The organism is Colwellia sp. MB3u-8, assembly GCF_014076985.1.
Lineage (GTDB): Bacteria > Pseudomonadota > Gammaproteobacteria > Enterobacterales > Alteromonadaceae > Cognaticolwellia.
Genome location: NZ_JACGVA010000058.1, coordinates 78,466 through 90,946, shown reverse-complemented (window position 1 = coordinate 90,946; position 12,481 = coordinate 78,466). Strand labels below are relative to the sequence as shown.

Genomic DNA, 12,481 nt, shown 5'->3' with positions numbered 1-12,481 from the left:
TACTTGCATCGGCCCCAGCTAATTGGCTGGGGTCAAATTATTACTCAGTAGCATTTGAATAATAGTTAATTATTACAAAAAGTTATTGAATAAACTAACCTTAATTATTAGAGACCTTGAATGATTTATCTCGTGATACCTACGCTAATTTGGGCTTTTTCTTTTGGTCTTATAGGCAACACGCTCAAAGGTCTTGACCCACTTCAAATAGCAGATACCCGACTATTATTTGCGCTGATTGCTTTTCTGCCCTTTATAAAACTGGCTAACACCAACCGGCAGGAAAAATGGCAACTGATACTGCTTGGCGCATTGCAATACGGTGTCATGTATACCTGTTATCTTTCCGCTTTTCGTTATATACCATCACATTTAGTGGCGCTATTTAGCGTGTTTACGCCACTTTATATCGTTATTATCAACGATCTTCGACAGCGTTGTTTTACACCTTGGTATTTAGTGGCGACACTACTGTCTGTTTTTGGCGCCGCGGTTATAAAAATGGACGATATAGACTCAAGCGAAATTTGGTTAGGGTTTTTCCTGATGCAAATAGCCAATATGGCTTTTGCTTTTGGGCAAGTTTATTATCGCGACTGGAAACAAGACAGACCAGATATTAGTGACAGCTCTGTATTTGGTTTTTTATACCTAGGTGCGGCGATTTTTACTAGCATAGCGACACTGTTAATTTCTTCGCAGCCTCCAATTCCTTTAGACGCAACACCAACGCAGTGGTTGGTTTTAGTTTATATGGGCTTCATTGCCTCAGGGCTTGGTTTCTTCTTTTGGAATAAAGGCGCAACCCAAACCAGTGTCGGGGTATTAGCCACGTTTAACAATGCAGTTGTGCCACTGGCTATGTTTGCCTCCTTATTTATTTTTGGTGAAGCCAAGGGCGGATCACCAGAAGAACTGCTCAGGCTTGCCATAGGATCACTGTTAATTGTGGCAGCACTCTTGATCGCAAAACGAAAATAAATTCTAAGTGCTAGATGCTAGGTGTTTGTGGAATATTTATCGCTAAGCTGCTTGAATATCCGTGCATCCTTCTATTATTGGGGGGTAAGTGATATGAGTCGTGCGAAAATAAGCATGGAATTAAGTATGAAATCAAGCCGACACTCACTGATAAAAACAGCTAGGTTGTTTGCGCAAATTTAAGGTCAGTGTCAGAGTAAACTTTCAACTATCGCCCATCTAGGCGTCAGACTAAATTCGGCTATTTTGTCGAAAAATTTGCCAACAAAATAGTTGCTATATTTCAAATCAGCACCTGAAGCGTTAGATTTAATTTCAGGTGCTTTGAACCGACAGATTTTCAAGTAGCTAATGTATCTACCGATAACCCACTGACCGGCTAAGCTTTGTCATGCTCGGTAATGCTATACAAATCATGACGTCTATCTCGCATAGTATGTACAGAGCCATGGCTATGTAACTGCTTTAATAAATCTATATTTACGTCTACGATAACGGTCATTTCTGAATTGGGTGTTGCTTCCGCTTTAATACCTGTAGTCGGGAAAGCAAAGTCAGACGGCGTAAAGACGGCAGATTGCGCATATTGAATATCCATATTATTCACTTTTGGCAAATTACCTACTGCGCCAGCAATAGCGACATAGCACTCATTTTCAATCGCTCTTGCCATCGCACAGTGACGTACTCGAGTGTAACCATTTTGGGTGTCGGTTAAGAAGGGCACAAACAAAATATTCATCCCTTGATCGGCCAGTATTCTGGAGTACTCTGGAAATTCGACATCATAACAAATCATGATACCAATTTTGCCACAGTCAGTATCAAACACCTTGAGGTTTTTACCACCCACCATAGACCAGCTACGCACTTCTGCTGGTGTTAAATGAATTTTATCGTAACGTTCCCATGAGCCATCACGACGACACAAAAAACCCGAGTTATAAAGATTGCCATCAACAAAAAACGGCATACTACCGGTAATAATATTAATATTGTAACTAATGGCAAATTCGATAAATTTATCGCGAATTTGTTCAGTATATTCTGCTAACCGGCGAATACTTTCAGTTAAACGTAAGTGATTAAATTCGGCCATTAAGGGGGCATTAAACAATTCAGGAAACAAGACAAAGTCACTTTTGTAATCTGAGACGGCATCGACATAAAATTCCATTTGTTCAAATAAATCATCAATGCTTTTCATGGAACGCATTTGCCATTGCACTAAACCTAAACGCACTTCTGAGCGTGGGGCATTGATCAGTTTTACCGATTTAGTATAAAAAATATTGGGCCATTCAAGTAACGTGGCATATTCCATTGATTCCTTATCACCCGATAAGTAACCGGTCAGTAACTTGCGGACATAAAAATCATTGGCAAGTTGAAAACTTAATACCGGATCATATAATTCTTTAATTTTAACTTTTTCAATGTACTGCTTTGCACTCATTTTGTCAGCATGCTGTGCATAGTTAGGCATACGCCCGCCCGCTACAATGGCGCGTAAATTCAAGTTTTCGCAAAGTTCTTTACGCGCATCGTACAAACGTCTAGCCAAACGTAAACCACGATAATTAGGATGGATAAAAACCTCAATACCATACAAAGAATCACCTTTGGGATCATGATTATCAAAGGTCATGTCGCTCGTGATTTCAGCATAAGTATGTTCATCACCAAAATCAGCATATTCGATTATTAATGAAAAGGCACAGCCGACTACAACACCATCAACCACCACACAGATTTGCCCATCTGGAAATTTAGTTAATAAAGCTTTTACCGTAGATTCATTCCAGGTGGCTAATTCTTTATTAAGGTAAACTGATTCACTCGCTTGTCGAAGCTCTGTCATATCTTGTAAAGTTAAATGACGGACGGTAACGCTATTTGCTTCCATTTATATTCCTAATCGATATTGGTAATAATCATTCCTTTCTCTCATCGTAGAGTGCAAAAAGACGATTATTGTGATTTGTATACCAAAAAATCAACTTATACAAGCATATTTAAAAAAATGTCGCACAGCCAAACATCAGCCCAGATAGCGCTTAGGAACTTATCAGGCCAACCATAATAACTTGTGCATATTTCCCGCAATAAACTCAACTAAAATTCAACGGCTTGGTAAGTAGGGTGGAAAACGTCTAGCTAGGAGCCCTTTATTAATAAAGGGCTATTTTAATAGATCAGCAAGACACCAACTAGCAGGTTATTACTGCTAGATTAAAATGACGGCCTTAGTCAGGAGCATGCTAAAGGGTGTGTATTAGATACTTTCTAACATCTTGCTACTGTTAGGGTTAAATCATAAATAGGACGCAGAATAGATGGGATAGAGGCATTTATTGGTACTAATGAAACACTATAGAATTCGACTATGCTATAGAGACAAAAAAGCCCTAACCGAGCTTAGGGTTTGACGCTTACTGCGCAGGAATGGTGCCGACTGCCGGAGTCGAACTGGCGACCTACTGATTACAAGTCAGTTGCTAGGTGGTGGTTATGTGTTAAATATACTGCTCTGTAGTGGTGTTTAGTTGGTAATTAGCACTACTGAGTTTTAATCAATTACACTACCTTATTGTCTGTTTAAAGTGGTTTAATCTGATTTTTAGATAATTAATTTGTAGTTTTATGTGTAACTCACTCATCTAATACTATTGTTACCGTAAACTAATTAAATATGAGCTTGTTAATATTATGCAATTAAATTAAGTGATTGATGAGTTGATTGTGTCAGGTTATTTTACAGTTAAGATATGTATGTTGAACCTTTTTTTTTATTATATTGAAATCATTGGATATTATAAGTTTGGCATATCTTTTGCTTTAAATTAAACATCATAAAGTGATGACGTTTCACTTTTAGCATTTACCTTCGAATAATAGTGTATGAAGGAATTAAAAGGAATATCAAATGAGTTTAAAATTTTTGAATAAGACTATAGCTGGATTGGTAATCGCTGCTAGTTGTTTAGTAAGTGTGGCTAATGCGGGGATAATATATTCTAATGATTTTGAATCAGGCTCAATTGCAGTCGAATTTTCCAATTATAATAGTGTAGTTTCTGCACCTAATGGTCAAAGCTTTATTGGAACTTTGAACAATGGTGCGACACCAACATTGAACCTTAATAGCCTTGCACTGCATTCATCAATAACTATTGACTTTGATATATATGGTATACGTAGTCTTGATGGTACTGACTCTGGCGATAACTTTGAATTTTTCATCAATGATTTGTCACAGTTTGTAGATTTTTATGGCCATTCTGGGGGCGTCATTGTGGGTCCAACAACAGGGAGATTAATTTCACATGATTCATCAGATTTTGGTTATGGGCATTTTTATGGAGGGGTTAGTACCTACCATTATTCAATAACTTTGGCGCATGTTGATCCGTCAATTAGTTTTGGTTTTATGGCTAATACGGACTCAGGAATGGATGATGAAGCTTTTGGCTTAGATAACGTAGTTGTTAGTTTTGTACCCAGTGCAACTGCTGATGTACCAGAACCATCTACACTTGCTATTTTTGCATTAGGCATGATGGGTTTAGCATCACGTCGATTTAAGAAATAATCTTAATTTAGTTTCTTCGTAGCAAATTCTAGAAAACATCGATTGTAATGATTGGTGTTTTTTTTGTTTCTAGTGGTTGGTGATAGCTTACTTCACTGTTAAATCATTATCCTAGGTTCCTTAATCCTTGTTATCTTACCATTTCAGTAACTTGAAAATATAGTTGCACCAGTCACCAACACAACTACACGTCATAATTTCATTTTTAAAGATAAATATATGCTTGTATGCCCAATTAGGATAAGTAACTGTATCGAGCCGAGAGCATTAAAAATAGTATTGTTTAATGCCTTTTAAATGGCGTTTAAGGCAATATTTTTACATTATTTAGTATCTGGCTACTTCAAGGTTAAAGGTGCTCAATTAGGCGGAGTACAGCTTGAAATATATCGTCAAATGATGATGAATATGCATTATTGGTATTCTTCAAAATTGACAGGATTTAAGTGCTATGAATAACTTCAATTTAAGTTGTTAATCGTGTGGTAGGGGTCATATATGTGGTGATTTTCAATGAATTATATTTTCGGTATTTGGGTAAGTATTTCCCCTAGGGATAGATAAGAAACCTCTAGGCAAGATTAAGGCTTAATACTTCAGATATAGGAGCGGTGTCTTTTCTTTAGTTGGGCTATTGAGCTTATTTGAGCTACTGATTCAATCAGTGTCAGTTTATTTTATGAATGGTACCGACTCCCGGAGTCGAACTGGCGACCTACTGATTACAAGTAAGGAATAAATGATGCAATAGTGACTAAACCTAAGGGAATGCTGAAAATGTGGCAACTCCACATTTGCACTAAAATCATCAAATCACTATAAAACGTAACAATAAAACTAAAGTACCGGAGAAAGACCGGAAAACCTGTCAGGTCATAGAATGGTCAAACTGCAAGTAAGTAATCGCCAATGCTGAAGCAAACAGAAAATAGCCTAGAGCAGCCATTGGTATTGGTCAGAAGTAAAGCCCAACAGCCAATACGAAATCGTCACTCAAGCACGAATCCGGAAAATCCACTTGACAGGTGACAGCCTACCCACAAAAACATGCTCAGTTTGCATTCAGTTCGCGCGCCCTAAAATCAGGCGCGAAGTGAAAGTAAAATGAGTATGGAATAAAGGTTCGTGACAAGTGAAAGTTGGGTTGAGTGGCAATGTGACTAAGAAGTTACTAAATTTCGCATCAAAAACTGCAGTTATCACAAAAACCTACTAGGTTGTAATGCTTATACAGAGTTAGGCATACGCATGCATAATATTGAAAAATATATATTAATGGCCAATTTGTTAGTGAAAAAATGGACTTTTAAAAGTGTATAAGTTATAAAGCGCTTGCAAATAAAATATTATCTAATAAGGGACTTTTTAATGAATAAATCTTTACTAATGGCAGTATTCGCCGGATTAACTTTAGGTGGTTGTACTCATCGCATGGCGGATGTAACTTACATTTCAACAAAAGCTGTAAATCAAGAGCAGATATCAACGGCTTCGACTGATAATGTTAGAGTTACAGGTGAAGATATGAAACAAATTATTGTTTTCATACCGACAGGACGTCCAGATATGAAGGAGGCTCTTGATAATGCAATCGAGACAAAACCGTGTGGTATTGCCTTGAAGGATGTGACTCTAACGAGTCATTCATGGTATATTCCTTATATTTACGGGCAGCGAAAAATAATTGCAGAAGGAAAAGTTTTAGAGGATAGAAATTGTTTAGCTAAGCAATCGAATAAAAGCACAACAACTCCTTTAGCTACTACTTCAGAGTCTACTTCAACGACAGCTAATTAATTTAGTTAATGTGTTGGTAATTTGTAGTAGCTCAGGTTTGAGCTACTACAAATTAGTACAATGACAAAATAATACCTATTCCATTAATTAACTTCCCACTTTTATCCAGTCTCTAGAGCAAAGTTTTATCACCCTAGATACGTCTGAAATAAAAACATTCCAAGCTCGACTATATTCATCAACAATATTTTTATATCAACTAAAGCATCGGTTCGCTAATTCATTTTGTCTTAACCATTGCCATACTTGTTCAATAGGATTTAGCTCAGGTGAATAAGGGGGTAACTTTATGATTGATACATTATTAAACTTTTCGGACAAGTGGGCTTGATGCCAAGCGGCACCATCAAAAACTATATCACTTATCAGGCAACACTTATTAGGCCAGCCATAATAACTTGTTGGAATCGATGGCGCCGACTGCCGGAGTCGAATTGGTGACCCACTGATTACAAGGTATCGACTTGGTATAGCTAAAGTCACTATTTATGTGGATTAATTAGATGAATAATATGTTGAAATACAATAATGCTCTAAGGGTTTTAAATTAAATATTCTCTAAGTAAACTTTAAATAACAGGAAAGCCTAATTGTGCTTTTAACTTAGTTGCTTGTCGACGTGATATCTCTACTTCACTTTTGTTTATAAGCTGAGCGGTAAAACCATAGTTAATATTCTGTTCGAGCTTTTCAATCGCGTCTATGCGTAAAATATCAACACGGCTAGCACGGAAGTAACTATTGCTGTTTAAACGCGCTTCTATTTTATTTAACGAGCTGTGTAAGTAAGCTTTACCATGTGCAGTATAAATAGCCGCATGGTTACCAATACTTTCAAAGCGCACTATGTCACCTAAACGAATAATTCTCATATTTTCAGCAAATTTAACCATCAGCTTAAAGTCATCGTCTAATGGTTCTTGGCTGATAGCTTGTTCTACTTTTGTTAATCGACCAATCGCTTGGCTTAGCCGTTCCGGTATTATAGGTTTTACTAAATAATCAATAGCATTTAAGCCAAAAGCATCTACGGCAAATTCATCATAGGCGGTACAAAAAACAATAGGATATTTACCTTGTAATTGCTCCGCTAATTGTAACCCTGTACCACCTGGCATCTCTATGTCTAAAAAAATGACATCTACTTGCTGTAGTTCAATTTGCTCAAGCCCCTGATCAATATTTTCCGCTTGCGCTACCACTTGAATACATGGGTGTTGCTTGAATAAACGTAGCAATTCTTGTCTTGCCATACGTTCATCATCAATGATGATGGCATTAATAGTTTTAGTCATGGTTAGTTGACTCATAAGGTAAATTCAAAGTGACATGAAATATGTTATTGCAAGCATGATGACTTAAGCTAGCCTGTTCTGAAAAGAGCAAAGCCATGCGCTGCTGCAAATTAGCTAGGCCGACTTGCGTGCCAGACCTAACCAAACTTTTATCAAAAGGGTTAATAACATCAATCACTGTCCCTTCGCCGCTATCGACAGCCTTTATCGTTAAAATACCACCTTGTTGTAAGTGGGATATGCCATGTTTTATGGCATTTTCAACTAAGGTTAATAAGCCCATACTGGGGATTTTTGCGGTATGGCATTCTGGGGCAATGTTAATATCTAGCTCCAAGCGACTACCTAGTCGAATAGACTCTATGGCCAAATATTGTTGGCAGATGTGTAATTCATCAACCAAATTCGTCGTTGCTTTAGTATCGAGTGACAAATTATAACGAAATAAATTAGCTAAATGAGTGACCAGTTCTGCTGCTTTGTCTTGATCTTCATAGATCATGCCACGAATAGTATTTAATGAATTAAACAAAAAATGCGGATTAACTTGGTTCATTAAGCTAGACAATTGTTGTTCTTTTAACTGTTGCGCTAACGTTTTTTTGTCTCTGATAGAGGTAATGGCAATATATAGAACACACCACACAGTAAAAATTAATATAGAAGCTGATACTTGAGAGCCAAATTCAGCTAATAATCCAACATCTTTCACAGAACTGTCAGTCTCATCTAAAAAGCTAAAGAGTATATCGTTCATTTTTACAATACTAAAAAAAACGATAGATGCGATTAAAATCGCTAGCGCATATGCCTTAATATTGAAGTAATTATGGCTTGAATTAGCTTTTATTCTTTTTCTGAGTATAAAATGACTCAACAATATAGTAAGTATAATACTTTCAATAAAGCCAAATATTGGAATATCTTCAAATGATTTTTGTGATGAGCCAATCAGTATAATTACACCCCAAAACAATATTGTTCCGACAAGTTGGCAAAAATAATAAAGACGATTGGATTTAATAGATTGATTCATACAATACCTATAAGTAGGGCGATAAGCGCAGGATTATAGCCCTATTAGTGCGGAGTGAATATTTATAAATTAAAAGTTTGCTTGAAAGCTAAATACAAGAGATTTGTATTTACCTACCTCGGTATAACTAATATGTATGGCGTTATTAAAGAATCCAATATTGGAGTTATAGCCAGTAGCGCTGTCTATTCCGTTTCTGTGAACTATGGCAAACTGGACGTTGTAATCACCTTGCTTAATTTGTGTACCTAATCGAGCAACATAAAAATAATCTTTCCAAAGTCCTTTTTCATTTTGGTCGAAGGTTTGTTGGATATCACCACCTTCTAAAAAGACTCTGTGTTTATTGTTGATGTGATAATTAATTCCAAGAGAAAGCTCATTTTCATCAAAGTAAAAATTATTTCCTTGTTTCTTTTTTTTGCTAGATTGATGAGAAACTTTGCCATAAAAATCAAACTTACTTTTGCTCAATGAGTTGTCTTGACTCAATGGAAAAGCAACTTGTGCTGAAACTTTATATCCCGCACCATTATAATTGTTTAAGCGGGTATAAACACTGCCAAGGTTTACTTGTGCTTTCAACTTGCTCTTATTGGCTTGATCAGCGTATGCCGATGCATTAATTGAAAGAGAGCTAATGATTAATAATTTAGTAAAGTTTTTCATATAGTTTCCTACGTCGTTTTAACAAACTGTTTTAGATGGCCGTAGGTTATAGAGTGATGACTAAGTAAAGTTGTTAAAAGTGATAAACGGTTACAGAAAATGATGAACGGCGAAAAAAGAAGTGCTCTTTGACGCTGTATGCCCTGCAACTGAAGCTCTCATTAGTCCCTTGAGGAATATGAAGCCATGAGGGAGCATTACGTTCTTTCGTAACGAACTCCAATAAGGTCGCGGTGCTCTTGTTCTTCAGGGTGGAGCTGGCTTACATAAGCTGCAAGTTGTTAAATAGTTGTATACGTAACAACAATCAAACTTGCTCCTATTTTCCAGAGCTAAAGCCTATCGGACAAGTGTTGTAATGGTTAAAAAAAATTAATTAGCGAATAGATGTTTTTCGGGCTATGAATATATTATTGAGCAATGTAGTAGAGTAGGAACAGCTTTATAAGTGACATAAAAAGAGTAACGAGTCTATGCGCAATAGCTTGGATGAGCTTGGGCAATTAATTAATCTTGTTTGGTATTTAGACCTATTTATTTTCGGATAGATAAACCAATCAAAGTAAGCTTTCTTATTCTCAGAGATATTAGTGACTTAGTTAGGATATGCCAAATGGTGTGTACTTCGAAAAGGGGGGCAATTACGTATAGAGGGCAGAATAGAATAGGGGGCGTTTATTGGTGTCATTGAAAGTATTAGAGAATTTAATCAAACGACAAATTGCAGACGAAAAAAAACCTTAACATTGCTGTTAAGGTTTCGTTTCTTCTCCGAAGAGAATAAATGGTGCCGACTGCCGGAGTCGAACTGGCGACCTACTGATTACAAGTCAGTTGCTCTACCAACTGAGCTAAGTCGGCACACGAAGAACGTGTGCGATAATTATATTCTATTGAACTAACTATCTTGGCACCGAATCAACATCGGAACTTGTTGATTCTACATTTAACTTAATAAAAAGCTAAAAGTGTAAATGGTGCCTCGACCCGGAATCGAACCAGGGACACGAGGATTTTCAATCCTCTGCTCTACCGACTGAGCTATCGAGGCACATTAACAATCATAATGATTGCTCTGTACATTGTCTTCTTGGCTGTGCCTTGAAGACGGGGCGTATTAAACTGTTTTTCGTTTACCCCGTCAACCCTTTTTTTTAAATAAATGTTTGTTTGCCGTTTTTTTCAACGTATTGTGCTTTTATGGAGCAATTTAGGCTGAGTTTTTCTATTTATAACCGATAATATCGTCATTAATTTGTTTATGCAGTGTCATGGGTAATCAGGATAAATGCTGTTCAGGCGCGATAAAAAAGTTGTTTATTAATATCTGTAGGTAAAATAGGCTAGGGACTCTTAAGCAGTAAAGCAAAAAATATAAGAAATAAATGAAAAAAATACATTAACAGTGGCGGTAACCATTAACTTTGTGGCGAAAGCAGGTATTAAAAAACTTATCAGTCAGGTGTTAACTAAAAACGGCAGAAAGAAAAGGGGATATATTTTAACTTATCCCCTTATTAGATCATTATTTTTAGGTAATTATTTTTTTTCTGGTGTGAAGCCTTCGATTTCAGGCTCTTTACCTTCAAAGAGATAGGCGACCATGGCTGATTCTAAAAATGCGCGGTCATCAGGGTCCATCATATTCATTTTCTTTTCGTTTATCAGCATGGTTTGCTTTTTTTGCCAGTGACCCCATGCTTCTTTACAAATGTTATCAAAAATACGTTTGCCTATTTCGCCCGGATAAAGTTGAAAGCCAAGGCCTTCGGCTTCTTTTTGTAAATTTTGGCAAAAAACGGTACGGCTCATAATAAGGTCTCTTTTTGTCTAAGGGATGAATAAATGCATATAAAAATTAAACAGGAAGTTGTTCAAGCTGTTTAATTAATTTTTGTGTCGATGCGGCTAAACCAACTGATGCGACTGTGGCTAAATTGTACCATTGCAATGTGCTATTTTCGCTAATTTCTTTTGCCGGTAACATTTCACAATCTATCACTATGGCTTCTATGTCGAGATGAAAGTGGCTAAAGGTATGGCGAAACTTATCTAAGGCAAATGTTGCTGTTTGTTTTAGGTTTAACTCTGCTAATAAATGCGGTAACTGGTCAAGGTCCGATAACTCTAAGAAGCACCATAAGCCGCCCCAAATTCCTGCTGGAGGGCGTTTTTCCATCAATACTTGTTGGTCAACACGTGGTATCACCATAATAGTGTGTTTTTCTGGTATGGTTTTTTTCGGTTTCTTTTGTGGATAATTTGCTTGTTCATCGCTAGCTTGAGCTAAACAACTGCTTTTTAGCGGACAAATGTCACACTTGGGCTTAGAGCGTGTGCAAACCATAGCGCCTAAATCCATCATGGCTTGGTTAAACTGCGCCACGCCAAGTTTTGGTGTTAATGCATCGGTAATGGGCCATAAGGTTTTTTCATAAATGGCTTGGCCAGTATGTCCTTGTACTTTATAGCAGCGGGCTAAAACCCGTTTTACATTGCCGTCTAAAATGGCGTGATGTTTGTTTAAGGATAAGCTTAATACTGCGCCTGCCGTAGAGCGTCCAATACCAGGAAGCGCTATTACTTCGTCAATATTTTCAGGAAAATTGCCTTGATAGTCATCACGAATTTTTTTTGCTGTTTTGTGTAAGTTTCGTGCTCGTGCATAGTAGCCAAGCCCGGTCCAGTGATGTAGCACGCTATCTTCATCGGCATTGGCTAAATCAATAATGTTAGGAAAGCTTTCCATAAATCTTAAATAGTATGGGATCACGGTTGCTACTTGCGTTTGCTGCAGCATAATTTCTGAAATCCAAACTCGATAAGGTGTTTTGTCTTGCTGCCACGGCAAGTGTTTTCTGCCTTGCAACTGAAACCATGATAGTACTTGGTCGCTAAATTGTTGCGCAGATTTGGCTGAGATAGTAGTTTTATTTGTCATATTGGCGACAGTGTAGCGAATAAAGCTGAAATTTTCATTGCAAAAATTTCTATTGCCTCTATCCTCTCGCAGTTAGTTAATATATACCCGCTCCACTTCAAGCTGTAGATTTCAGCAAATTGAGAAAGGGTTAGCTACCTGGCATGTATTGAAGAGAATAGTGGTGCTAT

9 protein-coding genes, 2 tRNA genes and 1 pseudogene are annotated in these 12,481 nt (G+C 37.1%); 3 read left to right on the top strand and 9 right to left on the bottom strand.

Annotated elements, in window-relative coordinates; genetic code table 11:
• Nucleotides 1–120: 120 nt before the first annotated feature.
• Nucleotides 121–981, top strand: coding sequence for an EamA family transporter (locus H4J54_RS05160; protein WP_182189857.1), 861 nt, complete (start codon nucleotides 121–123; stop codon nucleotides 979–981).
• 379 nt (nucleotides 982–1,360) lie between these two features.
• On the opposite strand, the gene H4J54_RS05155 is transcribed toward H4J54_RS05160, so the two are convergent.
• On the bottom strand, nucleotides 1,361–2,887 hold the full coding sequence (locus tag H4J54_RS05155) for a carbon-nitrogen hydrolase family protein (RefSeq protein ID WP_182189856.1): 1,527 nt from the start codon (nucleotides 2,885–2,887) through the stop codon (nucleotides 1,361–1,363).
• 1,020 nt (nucleotides 2,888–3,907) lie between these two features.
• On the opposite strand from H4J54_RS05155, the gene H4J54_RS05150 reads away from it, so the two are divergent.
• Together H4J54_RS05150 and H4J54_RS05145 are read left to right on the top strand one after the other, a co-directional pair.
• On the top strand, nucleotides 3,908–4,573 hold the full coding sequence (locus H4J54_RS05150; RefSeq protein WP_182189855.1) for a PEP-CTERM sorting domain-containing protein: 666 nt from the start codon (nucleotides 3,908–3,910) through the stop codon (nucleotides 4,571–4,573).
• 1,368 nt (nucleotides 4,574–5,941) lie between these two features.
• Nucleotides 5,942–6,370 carry a hypothetical protein gene (locus H4J54_RS05145; RefSeq protein WP_182189854.1) on the top strand — a complete coding sequence of 143 codons (429 nt, stop codon included), beginning with the start codon at nucleotides 5,942–5,944 and terminating at the stop codon, nucleotides 6,368–6,370.
• Nucleotides 6,371–6,457: 87 nt separating this feature from the next.
• Here the strand turns inward: H4J54_RS05145 and H4J54_RS19380 are convergent.
• From H4J54_RS19380 to mutY, 8 genes and pseudogenes are all read right to left on the bottom strand, one after another.
• Nucleotides 6,458–6,727: pseudogene (locus tag H4J54_RS19380) on the bottom strand (transposase); the annotation flags it as partial.
• 212 nt (nucleotides 6,728–6,939) lie between these two features.
• Entirely contained in the window at nucleotides 6,940–7,665 is a 726-nt protein-coding gene (locus H4J54_RS05135) for a LytTR family DNA-binding domain-containing protein (protein ID WP_259367169.1), read from the bottom strand.
• The gene (locus tag H4J54_RS05130) at nucleotides 7,658–8,701 is read right to left on the bottom strand and encodes a sensor histidine kinase (protein WP_182189851.1); all 1,044 of its coding nucleotides are present in this window, start codon (nucleotides 8,699–8,701) and stop codon (nucleotides 7,658–7,660) included. Before H4J54_RS05130 ends, H4J54_RS05135 begins: the two co-directional genes overlap by 8 nt.
• Before the next feature lie 69 nt (nucleotides 8,702–8,770).
• Nucleotides 8,771–9,370: a hypothetical protein gene (locus H4J54_RS05125; RefSeq protein WP_182189850.1), complete on the bottom strand. Its 600-nt coding sequence runs from the start codon at nucleotides 9,368–9,370 to the stop codon at nucleotides 8,771–8,773.
• Between the two features lie 785 nt (nucleotides 9,371–10,155).
• Nucleotides 10,156–10,231, bottom strand: a tRNA-Thr gene (locus H4J54_RS05120).
• Between the two features lie 114 nt (nucleotides 10,232–10,345).
• A tRNA-Phe gene (locus H4J54_RS05115) sits at nucleotides 10,346–10,421 on the bottom strand.
• Between the two features lie 488 nt (nucleotides 10,422–10,909).
• Nucleotides 10,910–11,182 carry an oxidative damage protection protein gene (locus H4J54_RS05110; protein WP_182189849.1) on the bottom strand — a complete coding sequence of 91 codons (273 nt, stop codon included), beginning with the start codon at nucleotides 11,180–11,182 and terminating at the stop codon, nucleotides 10,910–10,912.
• A gap of 46 nt (nucleotides 11,183–11,228) precedes the next feature.
• The gene (mutY, locus tag H4J54_RS05105) at nucleotides 11,229–12,311 is read right to left on the bottom strand and encodes an A/G-specific adenine glycosylase (RefSeq protein ID WP_182189848.1); all 1,083 of its coding nucleotides are present in this window, start codon (nucleotides 12,309–12,311) and stop codon (nucleotides 11,229–11,231) included.
• Nucleotides 12,312–12,481 lie beyond the last annotated feature (170 nt).